Below are 25657 nucleotides of genomic sequence, written 5' to 3' on the forward strand. Positions count from 1 at the left end.
CAGGCCAGCCCGCAAATGTAAGAAAATATGACCCAGCCTAGGCCAGTGCGGCCAGCAGTGCGGTTTCGTCCACCTGATCCAGTTGGGCGCTCTCGAGGAAGCGCCTAGCGTAATCGCGCCAGATGCCGCTGCTGACAAACAGGGCGAACAGATCCGAGTCGATATGCTGTTCACGCACCATGTTCTGCATGATGGCAAGAGCCTGGGAGATCGTCTTGCCAGATTTGTAGGGGCGATCACTGGCGGTCAGCGCCTCGAAAATATCGGCGATAGCCATGATGCGGGCTGGTACGCTCATCTGTGCTCCGGTCAGCTGGCGTGGGTAACCCTTGCCATCCATCCGCTCGTGATGACCGCCGGCAATCTCTGGCACGCAGCGCAGATGACGGGGGAAGGGGAGGTGCTCCAGCATGCGTATGGTCTGGATGATGTGCTCGTTGATCTTGTAGCGCTCCTCCTCGGTGAGGGTTCCCCTGCTGATGGCAAGGTTGTATCTCTCCCCCCGGTTGTAGAGATGGTGCGGTACCTTGACCTTGAAGCCCCAGGGATTGTGCTCGTCGAACCGATCTCCATCCGGACGAGGCACAAGGTGCCAGCACTTGTCGGCCAGCAGTGGCTCGAGGCAGGGCAACTCGGGAGACGGTTCTTTCTGACGCAGCTTGAGCTCCTCCCGGCTGATGCCGAGCCGATCGTCCAGGGTGCGCAGCCAGGTGCGGCTGGCGATGGCGTCGAGCCGTTCAATCTTCTCGGGGGCCATCCACTCGCCACCCAGATTGCACTCGGCGATGAAGGCAAACTCCTGATCCAGCTCGGCCCAGCGCGGGGCTGCCTCTTCCCGGCAGGCACTTCTGATCTCTGATGACAAGCGGGCAGCGAGGCACTCGATATAGACATCCCGCTTGAGTACTTCAAAACGGGTGCGGATCTCGTGGATCCGGTCGTAGAGGGTCTCCAGTTTGGTGGCCTTGTCGACCACGAACTCCGGGGTGGTCACCTTGCCACAGTCATGTAGCCAGCTGGCGATATGGATGGCTTCCCACTCCTCCTCGTTGAGAGTGAAATCGGCAAAGGGGCCCTGTCGCTGGGCGCAGGCCGCCTCGGTCAGCATCCGGGTCAGCTCCGGCACCCGCTGGCAGTGACCGCCGGTGTAGGGGCTCTTGGCGTCGATGGCGCCGGCCATCAGCTCGATAAAGGATTCGAGCAGCTGTTTCTGCTCTTCCAGCAAGCGCTGGTTCTCGATGGCGGAGGCGGAAGTGCCCGCCAGCGCTTCGATGAGGCTGATGCGCGATGCCAGCTCCTGTTCGCTGCAGCGTGGCAGGATCAGCAGGAGGTATCCGATCAGCTCCTGACGATGGCCGCAGAGCGGCTCAGCCACCAGCTGGCATGGGTCGGGAAAGGAACCCCAACTGTCCAGGTGTTGCCTCCATGTCGCCTCATCCAGGCTGAGGGAGATGCGCTGGGAAGTGGCCATGCCGGATAGCAATGGTTGTGGCCATGGAACCTGCCCAAGGGGCTGCTCGGTTTGCTGCCAGCGGGCCTGGACCGGCTGCATCTTTTGCTGTTGGGCCAGGTAGAGGCTCCCCCCTTTTGCCTGTACCGCGGCGATGGTTTCATGCAGGATGCGGCTTAGCAGGGAGTCGAAGCGGTGCTCTGCAGCCAGTGCTCTACCCATGTTCATGAAGTTGCCGAGGGTTTGGCGCATGCCGGACATGGTGCGGGCAAGGTCATCTATCTCCCGGATGGCCGATTCTGGAACCTGCCCCTCGCCAAAGTCGAAACGCTGGATCCGCTCGGCCTCGCGGGTCAGGGCCAGCAGCGGGGTAGCGGTACGGCGGGAGACCATCCAGATCACTGGCAGCAGCAACAACAGGCTGGTCAGCGCCCATGCCATATTGATCAGTGCTTCATTGCGTGCCTGCTGATAGAGCAGATCTGCCGAGACCAGCAGGGCGATGTAAAAAGGGGTGTCCTTGCCGAGGGGGGAGATATTGACCAGCCACTCTTGTTTTTCCCCTGTGGTCAGGGTCAGCTCCCGGGGAGAACCATCCAGCAGCACAGGCGTCCTCTCTAGCCTAGTTTTCAGCTCGGCCATGACTGGGCTGCCCAGAGCCGTGATCGCTGGCAGCTGGGTTAGCTGATCATAGGCTGGCAGATGTACAGGATCGGCCGCCAGTAGGGTCGCGGAGCGATCGAACAACACTACCTGGCTTTGGAGCGGCAACTGCAGCTCGCCAATCAAGGCCGAGAGCCCTTCGACACTGGCATCCAGCCCGATCACGGCGCGTTGGCTATGGCTGGTGACAGCCAGCGTCATGCCCGGCTCCCTGGTGGTAAAAAAGAGATAGGGGGTGGTGGCGACAATCTTTGATGAACCGCGAGCCAGCCGGTACCAGTCGCGGCTGCGGGGATCGAATCGATAATCCGCCATGGCTCGCCGCCCCAAAAGTTGCAGCTGCTCATCAAAATAGAGGAACTCTCCCCGCCCGCTACTCAGGCTCTGAACCAGCAACTGGCTGCCTTCAGGCACAGCCTGCAACTGGGCCCGGGCCCGTTCCGTGAGTTTTCGTACCAGAAAGAAATCGCCACTCTCATAGCCGATGTAGACGGCACCATAGCTGTCGCGATTGGCCAAGATCTCTGCCAACTGCGGCAGATACTCCAGTCGGCTTGCCAGATCGCTCATGTCGGCCAGTCGGCTGCTGGCTAGCAGGCTGAGGGACATGCGGGCTGGCTGCTCGTTCAATTGCAGAGCGAGGGCCAGCTGTTCCCGGTACTGTTTGAAGTTGTGGCGCTCATGTTCCAGCATCTGGCGAGAGCCCTGCTGGAACTGCAGCAGAATCAGCAGCATGCCCAGCACACTGAACAGCAGGGTAAATAGGGTGGCAATGTGAACATAGAAGGGCTTGCGCCCGGATCTGGCAGTGATCATGGACATTTCCTTGTCACAGTGATGCTTGCGGAGACGATCTGTCAGCAGTGTGTCAATACGATAACAGAAATGACAATACTGGCCTGATATCTGTGCTTTTCCATGGTTGCCCACTGCCAGGCAGAGCTTGGCAGGAGATAGTGATTCATTCAGGTATCCCGTGCTACATTGCCTCACTTGTTACTGGTCTGTAAATCCATGGAGTGACTCATGCCTGCCATCCCCTATTCCGTGCTCGATCTGGTGCCTGTTGCCGAAGGTTCCGTACCTGCCGAGTCATTTCGCCGTTCGCGGGATCTAGCCCGCCATGCCGAGGGCTGGGGTTACCAGCGCTACTGGCTGGCCGAACACCACAACATGCCGGGCATTGCCAGTGCCGCCACCTCGGTGCTGATCGGTCATCTGGCCGAAGCCACCACCACTTTGCGGATCGGCGCGGGTGGCATCATGCTGCCGAACCACTCGCCGCTGGTGATTGCCGAGCAGTTTGGCACCTTGGCTTCTCTCTATCCCGACCGCATCGACCTTGGCCTTGGCCGCGCCCCCGGGACCGATCAGCGCACCATGCGGGCGCTGCGGCGTATGCGCAGTGGCGAGGTGGATGATTTTCCGGCCGATGTGCGCGAGCTGATGAGCTACTTTGGCGACGAGATCGGCGCGGTGCAGGCGGTGCCCGGTCAGGGGCTGCATCTGCCCATCTGGCTGCTGGGCTCCAGCCTCTACAGCGCGCAACTTGCAGCGGCGATGGGCTTGCCGTTCGGGTTTGCCTCCCATTTCGCGCCCGCCATGTTGCTGCAGGCGCTGGAAATCTACCGCAGCCAGTATCGTCCCTCTGCGCGCTGGCCCAAGCCCCATGCGGTGGTCTGCATCAACATGATCGCCGCCGACAGCGAGCGGGAGGCCCGTTTCCAGTTCACTACCGTGCAGCAGCAGTTCTTGCGCCTTCATCGCGGTGATGCGGGCAAGCTGCCCGCGCCGGTCGTCCAGCTTGGCGACGAGTGGGCACCCCGGGAGCTGATGGCGATGGAGCAGACCCTGGCTCGCTCGCTAGTGGGCGATCCGGAGCAGATCCGCCATGGCCTCAAGGCGCTGCTGGCGGAAACCCGTGCCGATGAGCTGATGTTCAATGGCCCCATCGTCGATCATCAGGCTCGCTTGCGCTCTTTCGAAATTGCTGCAGGGGTGATGCGGGATCTATAAGCTCGCCTCCCCGGATACAAAGGCGCTATCTTGCAGAGAGAGTCAGGTGTCACCCTGCTGTCTGGTTTTCGCAAAGAGACTGTTGGGGAACTGGATCTCGGATATCTATCTTTTATCTAATGTACTGAATTAAAAGGAAAGTCAGGTTGGTGTCAGGCCGTTGTCGTGTCACCTGCCACCCTCCGGCCCCTATGCTGGCCCTGTCAATTACCACAAGGAGTTCGAGATGATCGTCAGGAAGTTGAGATTGCAGCGGGGCTGGTCACAGGAGCAGTTGGCCGCCTTTACCGGCCTGAGCGTTCGCACCATCCAGCGGATCGAGCAGGGGCAGCAACCCGGACTGGAATCTCTCAAGGCCCTGGCCGCTGTCTTTGAACTCGATGTGGCTCAACTGGATGGATCAGAGCAACAGGAGCGCGAGATGAGAGGAAGTGACACTATGGGTCAGGATGCGGTCCAGGTATCGGCAGAGGAGCGGGTGGCAATGCGCTATGTGGAGGAGCTCAAGGGCTTCTATCACCATGTCGCTAGCTACGTGGTGGTGATCTGCGGGCTGTTTGTCATCAATTGCCTGAGCAATCCGGAGTACATCTGGGCCTGGTGGCCAACCCTGGGCTGGGGATTGGGGCTTGCCTCCCATGCTGTTCGGGTGTTTCAGCCCTTCAAGCTGTTTGGCCCCGAGTGGGAGCGGCGCCAGATCGAGAAGCGGCTGGGGCGCAAGTTGTAACTTCGTTCGCCGGAAAACAGGGAGCCTAAAACAGCAAGCCCGGCAGATTACCGGGCTTTGTGATTGGAGCGGGTTGTGGCAATCCGTGCGGCAGCGACCGCCAGATTGCTGCGTCCCCCTAGCTGGCGTGAACCGGGCAAGGGGTGGCGATCAGGGCATCATCCTCGTAGCGCCACAGAGTGAGGCTGTTGCCCCAGACACAGCCGGTATCGAGCGCTTTGATGTCGCTCTTGCCGGTGTTGCCCATCAGGGCCGCCCAGTGGCCGAACACCAGAATGGGGTCATCCACGTGATGCTCGCGCTGTTCGAACCAGGGACGAAGGCCCGGGGTCGACTCCTTGGGGCCCTTCTTGCATTTGAAGTCGAGCCGACCATCGAAGTAGCAGAAGCGCATTCGGGTGAAGGTGTTGATGATGTAGCGGTAGCGGTCGATCCCGACCAGATCATCTTTCCAGCCATCGGGCTGGTCGCCGTACATGTTGTGCAGCAGCCAGCTGTACTGGTCACCGCGGAGCAGGCTCTCTACCTCGCGGGCGCAGTTGCGCGCGGTGCGGACATCCCATGCGGGGGAGATCCCGGCATGCACCATCATGATGGGGAGATCCGGATGTTCGGCCAGTAGCGGGCGGTGGCGCAGCCACTCCAGCAGTTCATCCCGATCAGGGGCATCCATCAGGCTTTGCAGCTTGTCTTTCTTCTTGAGCGGTGCAACGCCATCAGCGACAGCCAGCAGGTGCAGGTCGTGGTTGCCGAGCACGGTAACGGCACGGTTGCCCAGCCCTTTGACAAAACGCAGGGTATTGAGGGAGTCCGGGCCGCGGGCGACCAGATCGCCGCAGAGCCAGAGCACGTCATTCTCGGGATCGAACGCGGCAAGATCCAGCAGACGGCGCAAGTCGTCGTAACAGCCCTGGATGTCACCGACAAAACAGTTCGCCATGAAACCTCAGTTGATAATATTGGGGATGGCCAGCGTGAAGGGGGCGATGGGCGCCTCGAACTGCTGACCAGAGCCATCTTGCAGGGTATAGCTCCCTTCCATCACCCCAAGCGGGGTCGCCAGCGGCACGCCGCTCTGGTAGCGGTAGGTCTCACCTTCGGCAATGACGGGTTGTTCCCCGACCACGCCTGGGCCTGCCACTTCCAGCATCTTGCCATTGGCATCGGTGATGAGCCAGCGCCGATGAAGCAGTTGCACCGGGCCGGGCCCCAGATTCTCAATCTCGATCAGATAGTGAAACTGGTAAGGGTCTTTGGAGCCCGCCACATACAGGGGGTATGGGCGGATCTCGATGTGCGGGAGTGCCACAGGATCAGGCCTGTTGCTGATCCGCCAGCCAGTTGGCGATCATGACAAACTGCTCGAGGGAGAGATTCTCCGGGCGCAGGTTGCCATCGATACCAAGCTCGGTCAGCTGGGCGTCGGTGATGAAGTTGGAGAAGCTGTTGCGGATGGTCTTGCGACGCTGGCCAAAGCCTTCGGTACAGACGCGATTCAGACAACGAATGTCTTTTGCGACTATGGTCGGATTCTTGTGCGGGATCAGGCGAACTACGGCAGAGTCCACTTTCGGCGCCGGTTTGAAGGCGCCCGGGCCCACTTCCAGCACCGGCACCACCTGGCAGTAGTACTGGGTCATCACGCTCAGACGGCCATAAGCCTTGCTGCCGGGGCCGGCGGCCAGACGCAATACCACTTCCTTTTGCAGCATGAAGTGCATGTCTTCAACCCGGTCGGCAAACTCGCACAGGTGGAAGATGAGCGGGGTGGAGATGTTGTAAGGCAGGTTGCCGAAGATTCGCAGCGGCCTCTTGCCTTCACCCATCAGGGTGCCGAAGTCGAAACGCATGGCGTCCGCTTCGATGACGGTCAGCTTGTCTTTGAGGGTCGGGTGCTCGCGCAGGCGAGCTGCCAGGTCCCGGTCAAGCTCGACCACGGTCATTTTGTCCATCTGGGCGGCGACTGGCTCGGTCAGCGCGGCCAGACCCGGACCGATCTCCACCAGATTCTGACCCGGCTGCGGGTTGATGGCGGCGACGATCTGATCGATCACATACCGGTCGTGCAAGAAGTTCTGACCGAAACGCTTACGGGCCGTGTGGCCCATGTGCACCTTACTGCTCATATCTTTTTTTCTCTACCATCTTGATGGCGTGGTTAATCGCGGTGACAAGGCTGCCCGGATCGGCCAGGCCCTTGCCTGCCAGATCCAGCGCGGTGCCGTGATCCACCGAAGTGCGGATGAAGGGAAGCCCCAGGGTGATATTGACCGAACTGCCGAAGCCCTTGTATTTGAGCACAGGCAGCCCCTGGTCGTGGTACATGGCGAGTACCGCATCCGCATCCTTGAGGTATTTCTCCTGGAACAGGGTGTCGGCCGGCAATGGGCCGACCAGATCGATCCCTTCCTGGCGCAGGGTGACCAGGGCGGGTTCGATCACGTCAATCTCTTCACGTCCGAGATGGCCACCTTCCCCGGCGTGGGGGTTGAGGCCGCAGACGTAAATACGGGGTTTGGCGATACCAAACTTGGTGGCGAGATCCTCGTTGAGGATCCGGATCACCTTGCCGAGGCGATCTTCGGTGATGGCCATCGCTACATAGGCCAGCGGAATATGGGTAGTCGCCAGTGCGACCCGCAGCCCCTCGGTTGCCAGCATCATTACCACATCGGCAGTGTTGGATTGTTGGGCAAAGAACTCGGTGTGGCCGCTGAACGAGACCCCGGCCTGGTTGATGATCCCCTTGTGCACCGGCCCGGTCACCACGGCGGCAAATTCGCCGCTCATGTTGCCATCGCAGGCACGCTGCAGGGTCGCTAGCACATAGGCGCCATTGCCTTCGTTCAGCTCGCCCGGCACCACGGGGGCGCCGAGAGAGACAGAACATACCGTCAGGGTGCCGGCTCGCTGCGGTTGTGCCGGTTGACTGGCATCATAGGGCTCAAGCTCGATGGGCAGCCCCAGCAGGGCCGCTCGCTCGCGCAGCAGCGCCGGATCGGCGATCACCACCAACTGGTGGGGCCAATCCTGCTGGGCAATCTGCAGCACCAGATCCGGGCCGATCCCGGCCGGTTCGCCCGGGGTAACGGCAAGGCGACGGCAGCTCATCAGCTCGCAGATCCTTCGACACGGATGTAAGCCTCATCACGCAGCTCGTCCAACCAGGCCTGGGACTCTTCCACGAAGCGGCGATTGTAGATCAGCTGATAGGCACGCTGTTCCAGAGCCTTGTCAGTGGCATCCTGGCTGCGACGATCTTCCACTTGGACGATGTGCCAGCCGTGGCTGGTGCGGAAGGGGGCGCTGATCTGGCCTGGTTGCAGCCGGTTAACCATGTCGCGAAACTCTGGTACATAGACGTTGGGATCAGACCAGCCCAGTTCGCCACCCTGCACCGCAGAGCCCGGATCTTCGGAATACTTCTCCGCCATGCTGGCGAAGCTTGCCTTGCCGCTCTTGATGTCGTGCAGAATGCCATCCAGCATCCCCTTGGCTTTCTCTTCGCTCAGGATGATGGAGGGCTTGATCAGGATGTGACGGGCCTTCACCTCGGTCTGCATCACTTGCTGCTGACCCTTGGTGTCGAACACCTTGACGATGTGCAGACCGGCGCCGGAGCGCAGCGGGCCCACGATATCGCCCTTCTTGGTACCCTGTACCGCTTCGGCCATCAGGGTCGGCATCTCTTGCGGGCTCATCCAGCCCCAGTCACCCCCTTCCAGCGCCTTGGGGCCGTTACTCTCGGCAATGGCCAGTTTGCGGAAGTCGGCACCCTGCTTGAGGGCGGCCAGAATGCGCTCGATCTTGCTCTTGGCGGCATCCAGCTGGGCGGCGGTGGGGTTGTCCGGCAGGGCAATCTGGATATGGCCGACGTGGTATTCGTTCTGCTGTTGACCCTGTTTCTTCAGGATCTCCACCACCTGCTTCACCTCCTGCTCGGAGATGTTGATACGGCGGCGCACCTGATTGCGGCGCACCTCGTTCATCAGGATCTCGCGGCGAACCTCTTCCCGATACTGGGCATAGGTCATCCCTTCACGGGCGAGCTGGGCGCGCAGCTTATCCAGGGTCATCTTGTTGTCGGCGGCGATGCCCTGAATAGCCTGTTCCAGCTGGGTATCACTGATCTTCAGCCCCTGGCGATCCGCCAGTTGCAGCTGCAGGCTCTCCTGGATCAGACGGTCGAGTGCCTGTTTGCGCAGAGTGGCATCGTCAGGCAGAGACTGGCCGCTCTCCTGGGCGGAGAGTTTTACCTTGTTGACCAGTGCGTCCTGTTGACTGGACAGCACTACGTCCTTGTTGACCACGGCCAGCACTTTGTCCATCAGCTCGGGCGCAGCCAGTGCGGCCTGGCTCATGGCGCCGAACATTCCCGCGGTCAGCAGGGCAATCAGGGTCTTTTTCATATCCATCTCTCAAGGCTGGACCAGCATCATTGCTGGTCTTTCAGATTAAACGGGCGAACATAGGGCAACAGCTCGGTATCCAGTGTGACACTGCGGCCACCGGTACCCACGCTGCCAAGTCCCTTCATTTCAAACTGCAGACCAATGACTTTTTCCGAAGTGGGCTTCAGAGTGATGTTGTCCGGCTGGTTGTGCCACTCCAGGCTCATGTTGATGCTCCAGCAGCAGGAGTCGTATTTGACACCGATCTTGCGGTCAATGTTCACATCCTGCTTGATATCGCGATAGTAACCGCCATACATCTGCCACTGATCGGCGATCGGCGCCATCATCACCAGACCAGCCTGGCTGAGGTCTTCGGCCAGAGCAGGATTGCTCGGGTAGCGATAGTCCCGGTTGCCGTCCTGGATATAGCGGTAGTTGACCTGGGTGGTCAGCTTGCCGGTCCGGTATTCGACTGCACCGTTGCCGGCAGTAAATTCCCCCTCGGAGGTATCGTACTGGGTGCCGGCATGGGCGAACCACTCATCGGTGATCCGGGCATCCCCCTCGAACGAGAGCAGGGAGCGGGCGTTGGTGTTTTCCTGATCGGACGGGTAGAGGCGCACCTTGGGAGGTGTCATCTCGAAGGCCTGGGCTACCGCCAGACGTAACCGCTCATCCCCCACATTGTCATAGACCCGGCTGGTCAGGCCAACGGTGACCCGGTTGGCATCGCTGATGCGGTCGAGACCGGCGTAGCGGCGATCGCTGAACAGGCTGTAGTAGTCCTGACGGGTAGTGGTGGAGTCGTAAATCCCTATTTCGTCCTGATTCTTGTAAGGGATATAGAGGTACTGGAACTCAGGCTCCAGGGTCTGGGTGCCCTTGCCATCATACCAGTCTACCGGACGATCGAAGTTGACGCCCCCCTTGAGGCGGAAGGACGGCAAGGTGCGGGTAATGGTGCCGTCTTTCAGGGTCAGCTGCTGGCTATCTGCGTCTGTAAATTTACTGCGATCCTGGCTAATCAGGTCTTTGGGGATCTCCTGGTTGTAGGAGGTAAACATCAGTTTGTACTGGCTTATAAGGTAGTAACCCGGCGCATCGACCAGGGGGATGGTCAGGGTGGGAGCCAGATGCAGACGGGTAGCGGTATAACGCTCACCGGCCTGCTGGGCAGTGGCGCTGCCGCTGTCATAGCCAAACTTGGTCAGCTCGCTGTTCCAGGCCAGATCGAACCATTTCCCCTGCTGGAAGTAGTTGTAGTTGATGCGTGGCAGCATCTCGTGGGGCAGCAGCGCGTAGGGACTCAGGATCTGATAGCGACGCACCTCGGAGGTGAGGTTCCAGTTCTGCTGGTAGTAACCGGCGGTAAAGGATTGCTGCAACTGGCTGTCGACCTGGGTGCCCACTTGCGGGCTGAAGTCGTTGAAGTAGTTGTAATCCTTGTCCCGTACCTGGGTGTAGTCGATGCCTAAATGCAGGGAGCCATCCATCAGGGTGGATCCGTGACGAATATTCATCAGGTAACGATGACCATCTGAGAGGTACGGAGTCCCTGTCGACGGGTTGGTAAAGCTCGGGTTGCCAGCATCATACTGCTTGTCATCCCTGAGGCTTTCAAAATAGAGGGTACCGGTATGGGCTGGGTCCGGCATGTAGCGAAACTCTACCTGTTCCATCAGGCCGCGTTTGTCCATAAAGCGGGAGGTGATGGTGGCATCGTAGTTGGGGGCAATGTTCCAGTAGAAGGGCTGGGTGATCTCCATGCCGTTGCCGGAACTCTGTTTGTAACCCGGGTAGAGCAGACCTGTCTTCCGTTCATCCTTGATGGGGAAGTTTATATAGGGGAAGTAGAACACCGGGTAGTCATAGAGCCAGAGGCTGGCGTTCCAGGCTTCGCCGAACACCTCTTTCTGGTCGATGTCGATGCTGCCCGCCTTGAGGGTCCACACTTCCTGACCGGGGGGGCAGGTAGTGTACTGGGCTCCCTCCATGGTGATGTTCTGGTTGTTGTTGGTCATCACCACGCGTTTGGCAAAGCCGCGCACCGGTGAGCCATGCACCTGATACTTGCCCTCCTCCAGCTCGGAGTTTTTGGTATCCAGGTTGGATTTGAGGGTCTTGTCGCTGGTGACGGTCACCTGACCGTCGTTGTAATAGATGTTGCCGATGGCGATGACATCCCGGCTCTTCTGATCGAGCTGTGCATAATCGGAGTCAAACTTGCGAACACCCTGACGAACCTTGACGTCGCCTTCATAGACGGCGGTGCCGCCCTGTTTGGCCTCGAGACGGTCAGCATCAACCTCGACCGGCTGCGCGTTGGCATCCTGATCCGATGCAGGCTTCTCTATCTTGGGAACATAGTCATAGCAGAGACTATCGAGAATGCCGGTGGCTGGCGGCGCTTCGAACGGGGCCGCCTGCACCATCATAGGAGTGAGTGCGGGGGCCAGGCTGATAGTCAGGGCGATGGGATAGCGGTACCCCAGTGTCCATTTGGTCATGTGAAAGACTCGTGCAATCCGTGATAGATACGGTTGATCCAAGGCATGCATTTTACGACAGGTTTCATCGAGTTGACATTGCATGTCATTGCTTTATGTTAGCCGGCAATGATAAAGCATTATTGCGGCCAGGGCTAACAGCCAAGTGCTGCTTTCCACCTTGGTCCTCTACTTATGCACGATCGCGATTCCCTGCTATTGCAGTGGGCACGCCGTATTTCCGGTGATGCCAATCTTCAGTTGACCCTCATTTCCGGTGATGCCAGCTTCCGTCGCTACTATCGCGGTGGTGGTCTGGTTTGGGTGGATGCCAATCCGAAAACCGAAAAAAATCATGAGTTTGTTCGTAACGCGGCCGCCTTGCAGGCGCGTCAGCTGTTGGCGCCAGAGGTCAAGGCGGTGGACTACGAACAGGGTCTGCTGGCGGTGAGTGACCTGGGCGATACTCAGCTGATCAGCTGCCTGAACGAACACAACGTACTGGCCTGGTATGGCAAGGTGATTGATTTGCTGCCCCGCCTGGGGGCGGTTGAACTGGCGCTTGAACCCTTCGATGCGGCATTTATGGCGCGGGAGAACAGCATTTTCCCCGAGTGGCTGCTCGGCCATCATCTGCAACTGAGCCTGAGCCATGAAGAGCAGCAACTGCTGGACGAGACCTTTGCCTGCCTCACCGCCTGCAATCTGGCCCAGCCGCAGGGGGTGATGCATCGGGATTTCCACAGTCGCAACCTGATGGTATGTGGCGGTGATACCCCCGAGAGCAGCCGGCTGGCCATCATCGATTTTCAGGATATGGTCATCGGGCCGCTCACTTATGATCTGGTCTCCTTGCTGAAAGATTGCTACGTGCTCTGGCCGGACGAGGTGATCGATGAAGGGATGCGCCACGGCTTTGCCACCCTGCAACAGGCGGGTCTGCTTGGCGAGCTCGATTATGCCAGTTTCCGTCGCGATGCCGATCTGACCGGCATGCAGCGCCACCTCAAAGCGGCCGGAATCTTTACCCGGCTCTATCATCGCGACGGCAAGTCCGGCTATCTCAAGGATATTCCCCGTACCCTCGGCTACGTGGTGGATGTCTGTCGCACTCATGGTGGTGCCTATCCGGTACTGGCCCGTTTTGGTCAGTGGTTGGAGCAGGTGGTGTTGCCGGGGGTCGCCAATGCAGGGGTAAAACCATGAAGGCGATGATCCTGGCCGCTGGCCGTGGCGAGCGGATGCGCCCGCTGACTGACCTGCTGCCCAAGCCGCTGCTGGCGGTGGGGGGCAAGCCGCTTATCGTCCACCATATCGAAAAGTTGAAGTCAGCTGGCGTGACCGAGCTGGTCATTAACCACGCCTGGCTCGGCCACAAGTTGGTCGAGAGCCTTGGTGATGGCAGTGCGCTTGGCGTGACCATCCACTGGTCAGCCGAGGAGAGCGCGCTGGAGACCGCGGGCGGCATTGTGCAGGCGCTGCCGCTACTGGGCTCTGAACCTTTTTTGGTGATCAACGGCGATACCTGGCTCGATCTCGATTATCACACTCTGGTCAGCCAGCCCCTTGGCGATGATCTGGCCCACCTCTGGCTGGTGCCCAATCCGCCCCAGCACCCCGCCGGGGACTTTGCCTTGCAAGAAGGGCGAGTTATGGATACGCCAGCGTTTACCTTCAGCGGGGTCGGACTATATGATCCGGCGGCCTTTGCCGGTCTCGCGGGCGGTGCCCGCAAGCTGGCGCCCCTGCTCCGTGACTGGATGGCGCAAGGGCGGGTGGGCGGCAGCCTGCTCGCTGGCGAGTGGCGCGATATCGGCACGGTCGATCGACTGCGCGAGCTGGATGACCAGCTCCAGGCCCGCACTCATTAACTTCAAGAGGTCTTGAACCATGCGTATTTGGGGTAAGGTGCTGGGCGCCTTCTTCGGTTTTCTGCTCGGCAATATCATCGGCGCCCTGATTGGCCTCTGGATCGGCCACCGTTTCGACCGTGGCATGGGGCTGCAGGGGGCGTTTCGTCGCGGTCCGAGTCAGGAGCAGCAAGCCGTCTTCTTCCATGCCACTTTCTCGGTGATGGGTCACATCGCCAAGTCAAGCGGTCAGGTGACCGAACAGGAGATCCGGGTTGCCTCCAACCTGATGGATCGTATGCGGCTGGCGGGCGAACAGCGTGCCCGGGCGCAGGAGTCGTTTCGTCTCGGTAAGGAGGCTGACTTCCCGCTGCGCGAGACCCTGGCCGAGTTCCGCCGTGCCAGTCTGGGGCAGCGCGACATTCTGCGCTTCTTCCTCGAAGTGCAGTTGCAGGCGGCCTTTGCCGACGGGCGGATAGAGGAGGGCGAGCGCGCCATTCTGCACACCATTGCCGACGAACTGGGCTTCAGCCGCATCGAGCTGGCCCGCATTCTGGCGATGGCCGAAGCGCAGATGAACTTCTTCAATCAGGCTCATGGCCAGTATCAGGGAGGCCATTCCGGTGGCCAGCAGTATCGACAGGCGGCACCCTCTGCGGATCGCCTCAAGAATGCCTACCAGTTGCTGGGGGTGAGCGAGAGCGACAGCGATCAGGATATCAAGCGCGCCTACCGCAAGGAGATGAGCAAGCATCACCCGGACAAGCTGGCCGCCAAAGGGCTGCCACCGGAGATGATGGAGATGGCCAAGGAGAAGACCCAGGAGATCCAGCAAGCATGGGAGTGGATCCGCGAGGCCCGCGGTATCCGGTAAGCGCCAAAATCTGGCTGTAACAGACAATAAAAAGCCCCGCAGCAGTGCGGGGCTTTGTTTTGCCGTGTGGCTCAGGCCGGGTTATTTGGCCGGAATCGCTTCCAGCACGTGCACCAGCAGTTGCCAGAAACGCTCGACAGCCGGGATATGTACCTTCTCGTCAGGGGAGTGGGCCCCGCGGATGGTCGGGCCGAAGGAGACCATGTCCCACTCCGGATAGGCGCTCTTGAACAGACCGCACTCGAGACCGGCGTGGATCACCATCACGTTGGGCATAGTGCCAAACAGAGTCTGGTAGCTGTTGCGTACCAGCGCCATGATGGGGGAGTCCACGTTCGGCGCCCAACCCGGATAGGCTCCGGTGAATTCGCAGCTGGCACCCGCCAGGGTGAACAGGGAGCGGGTCATCTGCTCGATGCTCTCGCGGCCGGAGTCGATCAGGGAGCGGATCAGACACTGGACGTACACTTCGCCATCCTGAGTCTTAATGACCCCCAGGTTGGTAGAGGTTTCGGTCACGCCGGGCATGGCATCGCTCATGCGCATCACGCCGTTCGGGCAGGCCATCAGGGCATCCAGCAGGCGCTGTTGCAGGGAGACACTCATCAGCTTGGCCGGTTTGGCAGCGTTGTTGACCAGCACGGTCAGGTTCGGCTCGGTGGCGGCCAGTTCGGTCTGGTAGATCCCGGTGTAGCGGTCAACCAGCGCCTTGAACTCGTTCACGCTGGCAGCAGGCACCAGCAGGGTGGCACGGGCTTCGCGCGGGATGGCGTTGCGCAGGGTGCCGCCGTGGATCTCGGCCAGACGAACACCCAGCGGCTCTGCTGCTTTGAGCAGACGCACCAGCAGCTTGTTGGCGTTGCCACGACCGCGATGGATATCACAACCTGAGTGACCGCCACGCAGCCCTTTTACGGCCAGTTCGAACGCTTCGCCTTCGCTGGCGTCAACCAGCTCGAGCTGGAAGCGGATATTGGCATCCACACCGCCAGCGCAGCCCATATAGACTTCGCCATCCTCTTCGGAGTCGGTGTTGAGCAGAATTTCGCCCTCCAGCCAGCCCGCTTCCAGACCGAATGCGCCGGTCATGCCGGTCTCTTCGTCGGTGGTCAGCAGCACTTCCAGCGGACCGTGTTTGATGGTCTTGTCAGCCAGCACTGCCAGGCAACCGGCCATGCCTATGCCGTTGTCGGCACCCAGAGTGGTGCCACGGGCCGTGACCCACTCGCCATCGACATAGGCATCGATGGGGTCGGTCGCGAAGTCGTGTTTGGTGTCGGCGTTGGCCTGCGGCACCATGTCGATGTGGGCCTGCAGTACCACGGCTTTGCGGTTTTCCATCCCCGGGGTGGCCGGTTTCTTGATGATGATGTTGCCGACCTTGTCCTGCTTGACCGCCAGACCTTCCCCTTGAGCCCATTGGATGATCCAGGCGCTCAGTTTGGCTTCATGTTTGGAAGGGTGGGGAATGGAGCAGATCTGTTCGAAGAAATGCCAAATCAGTTTGGGAGAGAGAGAGCTAAGCTGTGCCACGTCGGGACTCCTTACCAGCACGGAATTAACAGGGCCCCATCAGCGGGCCGGGGAAGAGGATAACGATAATACAGTCAATCACACAAAAATGTGAGCAATCAGCGCAAATCGCAGGCAGCTTGTGCTGGCTGATGGCAACCAGGCAGTACGATCGTCAGGTTCGGACGACGCTGACCGATAGAAAAGAAAATGTGTGACCGATCTCACAAAAATATTGAATTTAATGCACCGACTGGTAAATTAGCTCCCGTGGTTCGCCACCCGTCAGGATGACGATGAAAGCCTCCAGGGAACCGAAGCAAAGCAAGTGCGCCTCCATGGAACCGAGTGTTCGTTCAAGGATTTGAGCCCGCATTAAAGGTACGTAACTTGTTAAGCAATCAGGAGTTTCAATATGCCAGGCAGCAACTCAACCTATTGGTTTGCCCCCTCTTTGTATACCCAGGGTTTCAGCTACCCTAACCCCTTCGTCACTCGTCGCTAAGACGAGCTGCCCAACCAGGCAGAGGCTAGAAAGCAGCAGGTGCGTGAGGTAAACCCTCCCCCTGCTATTTTTTTATCTGCGATTTGCCGCACAGTCCCATTTGGGTTCGGCAGCAGGGACGGCAGGTTAGTCGTTTGGCGCTCGAGATGGGCCGAATGGAGAGGGTGATGCCGATTTTTCCTGTTTTTGGCATACGTTTGCCAGGCATTTTCTCTGCAAACGGTGCTATCATATCGGCCCAACAGCCTGTCCGCGGTTTGGACACATCATCTAACCGATCGCCGGATAAGCCCATCTTGCTTCCATTGTTATCAGATTTGCTGCCGAGGCTTAGCCCTGAGGCAGCCGAAGTGCAATCTGAATTCAGTCGGGCAAGGGCCGCCATTTACTGGCATCCGCAGGGAGAATTGCGGATGTTGTTATTTTAAGTGATTGTTTTTAAATAACTATTCGAGATCGATAACATGCCGAAAAAGTTCTATGTGTCGTGGGACAACCTGCAACGTGAAGCTCGCCGTCTGGCCCGTCGTCAGCTGCCTGTCAGCCAGTGGAAAGGTATCATCGCGGTCAGCCGTGGTGGTCTGGTGCCCGCAGCCCTGATGGCCCGTGAACTTGGCATTCGTAATGTGGAAACCCTCTGCATCTCCAGCTATGACCACGACAGCCAGCGCGAGTTGGTAGTCGTTAAAGCTGCCACCACCGCCGGTGACGGAGAAGGCTGGCTGGTGGTGGAAGATCTGGTAGACACCGGCACTACCGCCAAGGCGATCCGCGAGCTCTACCCGAAAGCCAAGTTCATCGCGATCTTCGCCAAGCCGATGGGCGAAGCGCTGCTGGACGATTTCGAAGTGGCAATCCCGCAGGATACCTGGATTGAACAGCCGTGGGATATGGCGCTGGAGTTCGCCACACCGATCTGCGACGAAAAGTAACGGGATCGGGATGTGACGTTCAGAGCGTCAATTGGCCGCACGCGGCAAGAATGGTTTCACAGGGCTCCTTGATGGAGCCCTGTTTTTTTGTGTATCAATCTGTTGCAGGGTGGCTGATGGGCAGTAAAAGTGGTTAAGATGAGCTATTGCCTGATATGAATGGGACACAATCTTGGACTTGAACGACGACCTCAATCTGACCGAAAAGCTGTTTACCCGGGTCAAGAAGGTGCTGGAAACTTCCGAGATCTCCAACTCCAGCCCGGCGGACATTGCCGAAGCAGAGTCAGACGAGATGTTTATCGACGGCTCCATGTCAAAGAGCTGGTATCGCCTGCTGCGCCGCCCCTCCTGGGCCTGGCAGGGGGCCGACCCGGTCGAGGTTGAGCAGACTCTGGCCCGCATCGCCATGGCGACCGGTGAACGCACCCATGACTGCTATCTCGATACCATCAAGGGCTATGTGCCTGGCAACTGGATCTATGAGTGGAGCCAGGTGGCTGGTAACTACTTCAAGCTTGGGCGCGAACTGCGTGAGCAGGGGGATGCAGCTGGCGCCTTGAAACAGCTGCTCAAGGCGGTGCGCTACTATTCCATCGCCAGCTACCCCCATCTCAAGGATGATGAACTGGCGGATCAGGCCCAGCTGCTTGGCAATATGGCCTATCGCGAGGCGGGCCGGTTGTTCAAGGTGCCGCTCAAAGAGATCCAGGTGCCCTTTCGCGGCAAGCATATTCAGGGTTATCTCCACCTGCCGACCACCGACAAACCGGTGCCTCTGGTGATCATCAGCGGGGGGATCGACTCTCTGCAGCTCGATTTCCTCAACTTCTATCTCAAGCGACTCGAGCCCAACGGCATCGGTATGCTCTCCCTCGACATGCCGGGCATCGGCTATGCCGAGCATTGGCCATTGGTACAGGATACCAGCCGCCTTCATCAGGCTGTGCTGCACTATCTCTCCGAAGTGGCCTGGGTCGATCATCAGCGTATCGCTATGGTCGGTATGCGATTGGCAGGCAATGTGGCGGCACGTCTGGCCTTTATCGAGCCATTCAAGCTCAAAACCGTGGTCTGTGTCGGGGCCGGGGTCAATCAGGTGTTTACCAATCAGGAGTTGTTTGCCAAGTGCCCGCGCATGATGCGGGACAGCCTGGCCAACCGGTTGGGCGCTGATGCGGCTCATTGGGATACCATGCGTACCAAGTGTCAGGTATTTTCACTGAAAACGCAGGGATTACTGGGGACTCGCACCTCTGTGCCGATATTGAGTATTGGACACAAACGAGATTTCATCTGTCCCGAGCAGGATGTACGGGCATTGGCGGCGGCCAGTCGTAACGGCAAGGCCATCGTCTTCGACAAGCAGCCCTTGCTTGAGGTGTATGACAAGGCGCTGGACGAAATCGTCGAGTGGCTGAAACAGCATCTATGTATCTGATGCGCTGAAGGACTGACGCCATCCCGAGGTGGCGCGGCTTGTTTAACAGGGAGGTTAACATGTCTGAAAGAGTGACCTACAAGCGACTGCTGAGACAGTTTGCTGCCATTGGCCCCTATTTGCGTGAGGATCTCTGTGAAGAGGGGCGTTACCGTTTCGACAGTCTTTCCGTTTGTGTCAGTGCCAAACCGGCGCCAGACAAGCGGGAGTTCTGGGGTTGGTGGCTGGTGCTGGAGCAGGAGGATCATCTGTTCCGCTACCATTACCATTTCGGATTGTACAATGCCGATGGCGAGTGGCTCGACAAGCCTATCCCCAAGAAGCACCAGGTCGAGGTGGAACGGACCCTCAACCGTTTCTACAAATTGATCAGTGACAAACTGTCCTCGCTCGAGTGTCAGCTAGTGCCTGCCGAACAGGTGACCAACGAGTTGAGCGTCACGGCCGCTTGAGACTCTGATGCCCTGCGAGAGGTTGTGACGAGCTCGCAGGGAGGCTCTTGCCCCATCCTTTCATCGCCCTTTATGGAATTGCCTTGCAGGGCCCCATGGCCGTGGGTATAAAGATATTCCTTATTTTTTAGCCTTTATGCTCCCATGGAAAACAGAACCATAGTCGTCAAGTTGGGCACCAGCGTGCTCACAGGGGGGTCTTCCCAGCTCAATCGTGCCCATATGGTCGAGCTGGTCAGACAGTGTGCGGCCTTGCACCGTCACGGCCATCGGGTCGTGGTCGTCACCTCGGGGGCTATCGCCGCCGGGCGTGAACATCTGGGGCACCCGCCACTGGCGCCAACCCTGCCCAACAAGCAGATGTTGGCGGCTGTCGGCCAGACCCAGCTCATACGGGTGTGGCAGGATCTGTTCAACCTCTATGGTTTGCATATCGGCCAGATGCTGCTGACCCGCGCCGATCTGGAAGATCGGGAGCGCTACCTCAACGCCCGCGACACCCTGCGCACCCTGCTTGATCACAGGATCATTCCGGTGATCAACGAAAACGACGCTGTGGCGACCGCCGAGATCAAGGTCGGCGACAACGACAACCTCTCCGCCCGCGCCGCCATTCTGGCGGATGCGGATCTGCTGATCCTGCTGACCGACCAGAAGGGGCTGTTTACCGCCGATCCGCGTACCAATCCCGATGCCCAGCTCATTGAAGAGGTGCAAACCATCGACGATACCCTGCGCTCGCTGGCGGGTGACAGTGTCAGCGGCCTCGGCACCGGCGGCATGGCTACCAAGCTGCAGGCCGCCGATGTGGCCCGTCGAGCTGGTGTCAACGTGGTGATCGCGACCGGCCAGATGCCGGAGGTGATCGGCCGTCTTGCCAAGGGCGAGCGGATTGGCACCCTGTTCCCGGCGCTGGCGTCCCCGCTGGAAGGGCGCAAGAGCTGGATCCTGGCAGGCCCGCCCCCTCACGGCGAAGTGCATGTGGATCAGGGGGCTGTCGCCGCCATGAAGGATAAAGGCTCCAGTCTGCTGCCCAAGGGGATCGTCGCCGTCAAGGGCGATTTTATTCGAGGCGATGTGGTGCGGATCCTCGATCCCAAAGGTGCCGAGCTGGCGCGCGGTATCTGCCGTTACGACCATCTGGAGCTGGAGAGGCTGCGTGGCGTCCACTCGGATCAGATTGAGCAGGTACTGGGCTATGGATATGGTTCAGTAGCCATCCATCGAGACGATATGGTGCTGCTCTAATCAGGGCGGCACGGCATGAACAAAAGGGAACCGAGATGAGTCTGGAGAAAATGGGGCAGGCGGCCCGTGAAGCTGCCTATCAGCTGGTTACCATCAGCACGGCGCAGAAGAATCGGGCGCTGGCCGCCATCGCCGATGAGCTTGAGGCGCGCAGTGAGCAGATCCTTGCTGCCAACGACAAGGATATTGCGGCTGGCCGTGAGGCGGGCTTGTCAGAAGCGATGCTGGATCGCCTGCTGCTCAATCCGGCCCGGCTGGCCGGTATCGTGGCAGATGTGCGCAAGGTGATCACGCTGGACGATCCGGTCGGTGCCGAAATGGATAGTCGGGTGCTGGAAAATGGCCTGCGGCTCTCCCGTCGTCGGGTGCCCATTGGGGTTATCGGCGTCATCTACGAGGCGCGCCCCAACGTCACCATCGACATCGCCAGCCTCTGCCTCAAGACCGGCAACGCCAGCATACTGCGTGGCGGGCGCGAGACCTTCCACTCCAATCTGGAGCTGGTGCGGGTGATCCAGCATGCCTTGGCGGCCTCCGGTCTGCCCGAGGCGGCGGTGCAGTACATCGACAACCCGGATCGGGCGCTGGTCGGCGAGTTGCTGCGTCTCGACCGCTATGTGGACATGATCATCCCCCGTGGCGGTGCCGGCCTGCACAAGATGTGCAAGGAGAACAGCTCCATTCCGGTCATCATCGGCGGGTTCGGTATCAGCCATATTTTCGTCGACGAGAGCGCCGATCTGGTGCGCTCTCTGGCGGTCATCGACAACGCCAAGGTGCAGCGCCCCTCCGCCTGCAATGCCCTCGATACCTTGCTGGTACACGAGAAGGTGGCTGCCACCTTCCTGCCGCAGCTGGTGACGCTGATGAACGAGCGCAAGGTGACGCTTGTGGCCGCGCCCAACGCCATGGCGCTGCTGGTGGGTGCCGACAACCTGTGCGAGGCAGGGCCGGAGGATTTCGATACCGAGTGGCTCGGGCTGACCCTGGGGGTCAAGTTGGTGGCGGATGTGAACGAGGCGCTGGCCCATATGCGCGAGCACAACGCCGGCCACTCCGATGCCATCCTGACCAACGATCTGGCCAACGCCGAGCGTTTTGTCAATGGCGCCGGTTCGGCGGCTGTCTATGTCAACGCCTCCACCCGTTTCACCGATGGTGGCCAGTTTGGTCTGGGCGCTGAAGTGGCGGTCTCGACCCAGATGCTGCATGCCCGTGGCCCCATGGGGTTGACCGAGCTCACCAGCTACAAGTGGGTAGGGCAGGCCGATTACCTCAGCCGCGCCTGACAACAGGTTGTGTCAGATACAAAAATGCCGACCCTTGGGTCGGCATTTTGTTTGGCAAATATCGCGAAGATATCAGGCGTTCGGGTTACTCCCCCTGATAAAGCACCTTGTCACCGGATTTGAGCACATAACCCTTCCAGATAAAGAGGGTGTAGCCGCTGCCTTGCCATGACCAGTTGCCTTCCATGCCCTGACGGGCAAGCTGGTGCTGCTCGCCAGTGGGCAGGGTGAGCTCGGCCTTGCTCTGATCGGTGTTGAACAGCACGAACGCACTGCTGGTCTGGCCGGCATCGGTCGGATTGAGCCGGATGCCCTGCTCGAACAGTCGCACGCACTGGTTGGTGAGCGCCGACCACTGATAGCCCGCACTGCCGATACAGCCGTGGCTGTCGCGATCGCTGCCCACCAGATGTTGTTCCGGTGTACTGCATGCCGCCAGCAGCAGAGAGGCGGCCATCAGAGTCAAGGTTCGCATGGTTACTTCTGATCCTCTTCGAGGTTGTCCCGTTCGATGACGATATTGGAGAACCCCAGCTCCTTGAAGTAGTTCTCCCGGTAATCCTTCACGCTCTTCTTGTCGCGCCGGCACACCTGAGCCAGCTGAGCTTCCATGGCGTGGAAGCTGGCGAGATCGATCCCTTCGGCAGCGGCAACCGCATCATAGATGCTGTTGAACTTGTCGTTGGCATAGCCGATCGTTTTGGCCTGCTTCTTGTAGGTGTAGGTAATCTTGAACGCCATGGCGTTATTCCTTTGCTTTGGCTTGCTTGCGCTGAACGTAGAGGTAGAGGCTCTCTACCTTCTCCCGGGCCCATGGGGTCTTGCGCAAGAACTTCAGGCTGGATTTGACGCTGGGCTCATGGGTGAAGCAGCGGATATTGATCTGCTGCCCCAGCTCTTCCCAGCCGTAGTATTCGACCAGCGCGGTGACGATGGCTTCCAGCGTCAGCCCGTGCAGCGGGTTGTTCTTCTGCGAGGCGTTCGGTTGCTCGCTCATGCCTGCTCCGCCAGCTTGGCAAAGGGCTGACCCATGCGGGTGGTGACCCCGTTGGCCAGATGGGGTTCAAAACCGGCCAGCATGCCCGGGCCAAACAGGCAGACCACGGTGCTGCCCAGCTTGAACAGGCCCATTTCGGCGCCTTTCTGCAGGGTAATGGCCTCGTCGCCGGTATAGTCCCAGCGCACCACCTTCTTCTCTTTGGTCGGCGCAATGTTGCCGGCCCAGATGGTCTCGATGCTGGCCACGATAGTGGCACCGACCAGCACCAGCGCCATCGGGCCGTGCGGAGTGCGGAAGGTGGCGACCACTCGCTCGTTGCGGGCAAACAGGTTCGGCACGTTCTCGGCGGTGAGCGGGTTGACGGAGAAGAGATCCCCCGGCACGAACACCATGCTCTCCAGCACGCCATGCAGCGGCATGTGGATGCGGTGGTAATCCTTGGGCGCCAGATAGATGGTGGCGAAGTCGCCATCCTTGAACGGCGCTACCAGATCCTCATAGCCGCCCAGCAGCTCACGGGCGCTGTAGTCGTGGCCCTTGGCCTGAATGATGCGACCCTGCTGGATCGGGCCGAGCTGGCTGACGGTGCCATCGACCGGCAGCGCCAGAGTCATGGCATCTTCTACCACGGGGCGGATGCCGGGCTTGAGCTCGCGGGTGAAGAACTCGTTGAAGCTCTTGTAGTGGGCCGGATTCTCGTGCAGCGCCTCGCTCATGTCGACCTTGTACTGCTTGATAAAAGCCTCGATCACCCTGGTGGTGATGTTGCCCGCTTCGGCGGCGGCAAACTTGCCGATCAGACGGGAGAGGGCGTGCTTGGGCAGACAGTATTGACCGGCAATTTTCAGGTTGTCAGTAATGCTCATGTTCATCATCAACGTAGGTTAAACAGGGTCACAGGCGCGCCTGTTGGCGACCGTGACGGGCTTCCTGCATGGTTTCCAGGATGCGGTGATAGTTGTGGAAGCGATCAGCGCTGATGGCGCCCGCGTCGACCGCGGCGCGCAGGGCACAGCCGGGATCGTCCTTGTGGGTACAGTCGCGGAACTTGCAGCCACCCAGGTAGTCGCGGAATTCGACGAAGCACCAGGTGATGCGGTCGGCTTCCAGATGCCAGAGGGCGAACTCGCGGATCCCGGGGGAGTCGATGAGATCGCCACCGCTCGGGAAGTGGTAGAGCCGCGCCGTGGTGGTGGTGTGCTGGCCGAGCCCCGAGTTTTCGGAGATCTCGCCGGTCAGCACATCCAGCCCCGGCATCAGGGCGTTGGTGAGCGAGGATTTACCCACCCCGGACTGGCCGACGAAGATGCTGATCTTGTCGGTCAGTGCGGCTCTAAGCTCATCCAGCCCTTCGCCGCTCTCGCAGCTCACCAGCAGCACCTCGTAATTGAGTTTGCGGTAGGTTTCGAGCTGGCTTTCGATGCGCGCTCTGGCGGCATCATCGAGCATATCGACCTTGTTCAGCACGATGAGGGGGCGGATCTCCACATCCTCGGCGGCCACCAGATAGCGGTCGACGATGTTGGTGGAGAACTCGGGCATCACCGCCGAGACGATGATGATCTGGTCGATATTGGCTGCGATGGGTTTGACCCCGTCGTAGAAGTCCGGCCGGGTCAGTACCGAGTGGCGCGGATGCACCGCCTCGATGACGCCCGCTGTCGCGGCATTGAGGCCGGGACGCCACACCACCTTGTCGCCGCACACCAGACTGCTGATGCTGCTGCGCCGCAGGTTGCTGCGGTGGATGGTGCCATCGACCGCTTCCACGTCTGCGTGCTGACCGAAACGGCTGATCACCACCCCTTCGATGGCGGGGCCAAACAGGGTGTCATCCACCACTGTGGTGTGATCTTTTTGCAGCCGCCGTTCGCGGTTGGCCTGGACGCGCCTTTGTTGACCCAGATTGAGTTTTGCTTTCTTTGCCACTCGATTCGCCAGTTTATGAACAGATCCAAAGCCAGTATGATACATGCAAATTGGCAAAATTCCGCCATTCCTCCCAATAGAGAGAGCAATCATGACAGTCAGCGCGCAGAACCTGGTATGGATCGACATGGAGATGACGGGTCTCGACCCCGAAGAGAACGTGGTACTGGAGATTGCCACCATCGTCACCGACAAGGATCTGAACGTACTGGCCGAAGGGCCGGTCATCGCCATTCATCAGAGTGATGAAGAGCTGGCCAAAATGGACGACTGGAACGTCAACACCCATACCAAGAGCGGTCTGGTCGCCCGGGTCAAGGCGAGTCAGCACGATGAGGCGAAAGCCATTGCCGAGACCCTCGCGTTCATTCGCCAGTGGGTACCGGAGCGCACCAGCCCGCTGTGCGGCAACAGCATCGGTCAGGATCGCCGCTTCATGGTCAAGCATATGGCCGAGCTGGAAGCCTTCTTCCACTACCGCAACGTCGACGTCAGCACCATCAAGGAGCTGGTACGCCGCTGGCAGCCGGAATTGCTGGATCAGTTCAAGAAGAGCGGCACCCATCAAGCGCTGGACGACATCCGCGAATCCATCGCCGAGCTGCAGTTCTATCGCAGCCACGTCTTCAAGATCTGATTCCCCGGCAAGGGTTTGTCATGCGCTGGCTGCTAAAATCGACAGTTCGGCCAGCTTTTGAGCGAACGCGCGCAACCAGACAAAAAAGCCCTTGCAATTGGAATGACTGCTCTTATAATTCGGCTCCCGTACAGTAGCGCAAGCAACCAAATGCTGTACGGCCTGTTTTAAGGTAGTTGCGGGAATAGCTCAGTTGGTAGAGCACGACCTTGCCAAGGTCGGGGTCGCGAGTTCGAGTCTCGTTTCCCGCTC

General features: G+C 59.6%; 24 protein-coding genes and 1 tRNA gene. 12 read left to right on the forward strand and 13 right to left on the reverse strand.

Going from position 1 to position 25657, the window contains the following annotated elements; all coding sequences use genetic code 11:
• Positions 1–37: 37 nt before the first annotated feature.
• The gene (locus tag G5380_RS20155; protein ID WP_421353075.1) at positions 38–2929 is read right to left on the reverse strand and encodes an HD domain-containing phosphohydrolase; all 2892 of its coding nucleotides are present in this window, start codon (positions 2927–2929) and stop codon (positions 38–40) included.
• Positions 2930–3139: 210 nt separating this feature from the next.
• Here G5380_RS20155 and G5380_RS20160 point away from each other — a divergent pair, with 210 nt between their 5' ends.
• Together G5380_RS20160 and G5380_RS20165 are read left to right on the forward strand one after the other, a co-directional pair.
• Positions 3140–4129 (forward strand): luciferase-like monooxygenase, encoded by a 990-nt coding sequence (locus G5380_RS20160; RefSeq protein ID WP_421353076.1) that lies wholly within the window; start codon positions 3140–3142, stop codon positions 4127–4129.
• A 226-nt stretch (positions 4130–4355) separates the two neighbouring features.
• Positions 4356–4856: a 2TM domain-containing protein gene (locus G5380_RS20165; RefSeq protein ID WP_421353077.1), complete on the forward strand. Its 501-nt coding sequence runs from the start codon at positions 4356–4358 to the stop codon at positions 4854–4856.
• A 118-nt stretch (positions 4857–4974) separates the two neighbouring features.
• Here G5380_RS20165 and G5380_RS20170 read toward each other — a convergent pair whose 3' ends face one another.
• From G5380_RS20170 to lptD, 6 genes are read right to left on the reverse strand one after another with little or no spacing between them, the layout of a single operon-like run.
• Positions 4975–5796 (reverse strand): symmetrical bis(5'-nucleosyl)-tetraphosphatase, encoded by an 822-nt coding sequence (locus tag G5380_RS20170; RefSeq protein WP_005358331.1) that lies wholly within the window; start codon positions 5794–5796, stop codon positions 4975–4977.
• Between the two features lie 6 nt (positions 5797–5802).
• Positions 5803–6165: a Co2+/Mg2+ efflux protein ApaG gene (gene apaG, locus G5380_RS20175; protein WP_201987518.1), complete on the reverse strand. Its 363-nt coding sequence runs from the start codon at positions 6163–6165 to the stop codon at positions 5803–5805.
• Between the two features lie 4 nt (positions 6166–6169).
• Entirely contained in the window at positions 6170–6982 is an 813-nt protein-coding gene (gene rsmA / locus G5380_RS20180) for a 16S rRNA (adenine(1518)-N(6)/adenine(1519)-N(6))-dimethyltransferase RsmA (RefSeq protein ID WP_064337250.1), read from the reverse strand.
• A complete protein-coding gene (gene pdxA, locus G5380_RS20185; RefSeq protein ID WP_201987519.1) occupies positions 6972–7967 on the reverse strand; it encodes a 4-hydroxythreonine-4-phosphate dehydrogenase PdxA in 996 nt (331 codons plus the stop codon). The genes rsmA and pdxA overlap by 11 nt, the downstream gene beginning before the upstream one ends.
• Positions 7967–9265 carry a peptidylprolyl isomerase SurA gene (surA, locus tag G5380_RS20190; protein ID WP_421353078.1) on the reverse strand — a complete coding sequence of 433 codons (1299 nt, stop codon included), beginning with the start codon at positions 9263–9265 and terminating at the stop codon, positions 7967–7969. The genes pdxA and surA overlap by 1 nt, the downstream gene beginning before the upstream one ends.
• A 26-nt stretch (positions 9266–9291) precedes the next feature.
• On the reverse strand, positions 9292–11757 hold the full coding sequence (gene lptD / locus G5380_RS20195) for an LPS assembly protein LptD (RefSeq protein WP_421210019.1): 2466 nt from the start codon (positions 11755–11757) through the stop codon (positions 9292–9294).
• Between the two features lie 174 nt (positions 11758–11931).
• Here lptD and G5380_RS20200 point away from each other — a divergent pair, with 174 nt between their 5' ends.
• The 3 genes from G5380_RS20200 to djlA are packed head-to-tail and all read left to right on the forward strand — an operon-like array spanning position 11932 to position 14460.
• Positions 11932–12942 carry an aminoglycoside phosphotransferase family protein gene (locus tag G5380_RS20200; RefSeq protein ID WP_421210021.1) on the forward strand — a complete coding sequence of 337 codons (1011 nt, stop codon included), beginning with the start codon at positions 11932–11934 and terminating at the stop codon, positions 12940–12942.
• Positions 12939–13607, forward strand: coding sequence for an N-acetylmuramate alpha-1-phosphate uridylyltransferase MurU (murU, locus tag G5380_RS20205; RefSeq protein ID WP_216952940.1), 669 nt, complete (start codon positions 12939–12941; stop codon positions 13605–13607). The genes G5380_RS20200 and murU overlap by 4 nt, the downstream gene beginning before the upstream one ends.
• Before the next feature lie 19 nt (positions 13608–13626).
• Positions 13627–14460: a co-chaperone DjlA gene (gene djlA, locus G5380_RS20210; RefSeq protein ID WP_421210023.1), complete on the forward strand. Its 834-nt coding sequence runs from the start codon at positions 13627–13629 to the stop codon at positions 14458–14460.
• 81 nt (positions 14461–14541) lie between these two features.
• Here djlA and G5380_RS20215 read toward each other — a convergent pair whose 3' ends face one another.
• Positions 14542–15993 carry an aminoacyl-histidine dipeptidase gene (locus tag G5380_RS20215; protein ID WP_421210025.1) on the reverse strand — a complete coding sequence of 484 codons (1452 nt, stop codon included), beginning with the start codon at positions 15991–15993 and terminating at the stop codon, positions 14542–14544.
• Between the two features lie 948 nt (positions 15994–16941).
• Here G5380_RS20215 and gpt point away from each other — a divergent pair.
• The 5 genes from gpt (at position 16942) to G5380_RS20240 (ending at position 21839) form a co-directional block, all read left to right on the forward strand.
• Positions 16942–17409 (forward strand): xanthine phosphoribosyltransferase, encoded by a 468-nt coding sequence (gene gpt, locus G5380_RS20220; protein ID WP_005339007.1) that lies wholly within the window; start codon positions 16942–16944, stop codon positions 17407–17409.
• Positions 17410–17581: 172 nt separating this feature from the next.
• Positions 17582–18850, forward strand: a complete 1269-nt coding sequence (gene frsA, locus G5380_RS20225) for an esterase FrsA (RefSeq protein WP_216952943.1) — start codon at positions 17582–17584, stop codon at positions 18848–18850.
• A 59-nt stretch (positions 18851–18909) separates the two neighbouring features.
• Complete coding sequence (crl, locus tag G5380_RS20230; protein ID WP_421353079.1) at positions 18910–19302, forward strand: sigma factor-binding protein Crl; 393 nt, start codon at positions 18910–18912, stop codon at positions 19300–19302.
• Between the two features lie 144 nt (positions 19303–19446).
• The gene (proB, locus tag G5380_RS20235) at positions 19447–20550 is read left to right on the forward strand and encodes a glutamate 5-kinase (protein ID WP_421231770.1); all 1104 of its coding nucleotides are present in this window, start codon (positions 19447–19449) and stop codon (positions 20548–20550) included.
• Complete coding sequence (locus G5380_RS20240; protein ID WP_421231772.1) at positions 20550–21839, forward strand: glutamate-5-semialdehyde dehydrogenase; 1290 nt, start codon at positions 20550–20552, stop codon at positions 21837–21839. Before proB ends, G5380_RS20240 begins: the two co-directional genes overlap by 1 nt.
• An 85-nt stretch (positions 21840–21924) precedes the next feature.
• Here the strand turns inward: G5380_RS20240 and G5380_RS20245 are convergent, their stop codons facing one another.
• From G5380_RS20245 to rsgA, 5 genes are read right to left on the reverse strand one after another with little or no spacing between them, the layout of a single operon-like run.
• Positions 21925–22314 (reverse strand): hypothetical protein, encoded by a 390-nt coding sequence (locus G5380_RS20245; protein ID WP_421210029.1) that lies wholly within the window; start codon positions 22312–22314, stop codon positions 21925–21927.
• A 2-nt stretch (positions 22315–22316) separates the two neighbouring features.
• Positions 22317–22580 (reverse strand): DUF2960 domain-containing protein, encoded by a 264-nt coding sequence (locus tag G5380_RS20250; RefSeq protein ID WP_033114870.1) that lies wholly within the window; start codon positions 22578–22580, stop codon positions 22317–22319.
• Positions 22581–22584: 4 nt separating this feature from the next.
• A complete protein-coding gene (locus G5380_RS20255) occupies positions 22585–22836 on the reverse strand; it encodes a VF530 family DNA-binding protein (RefSeq protein ID WP_421353080.1) in 252 nt (83 codons plus the stop codon).
• Positions 22833–23705, reverse strand: a complete 873-nt coding sequence (asd, locus tag G5380_RS20260; protein WP_216977074.1) for an archaetidylserine decarboxylase — start codon at positions 23703–23705, stop codon at positions 22833–22835. Before asd ends, G5380_RS20255 begins: the two co-directional genes overlap by 4 nt.
• 28 nt (positions 23706–23733) lie before the next feature.
• Positions 23734–24768, reverse strand: coding sequence for a small ribosomal subunit biogenesis GTPase RsgA (gene rsgA / locus G5380_RS20265; protein WP_216977076.1), 1035 nt, complete (start codon positions 24766–24768; stop codon positions 23734–23736).
• 91 nt (positions 24769–24859) lie between these two features.
• On the opposite strand from rsgA, the gene orn reads away from it, so the two are divergent.
• Positions 24860–25405, forward strand: coding sequence for an oligoribonuclease (gene orn / locus G5380_RS20270; protein WP_111900716.1), 546 nt, complete (start codon positions 24860–24862; stop codon positions 25403–25405).
• A 178-nt stretch (positions 25406–25583) separates the two neighbouring features.
• Positions 25584–25656, forward strand: a tRNA-Gly gene (locus G5380_RS20275).
• The last annotated feature ends 1 nt before the right edge of the window (position 25657 follow it).

It is taken from the genome of Aeromonas sp. 604443 (assembly GCF_049170315.1).
In the GTDB taxonomy this organism is placed as follows: domain Bacteria; phylum Pseudomonadota; class Gammaproteobacteria; order Enterobacterales; family Aeromonadaceae; genus Aeromonas; species Aeromonas veronii_A.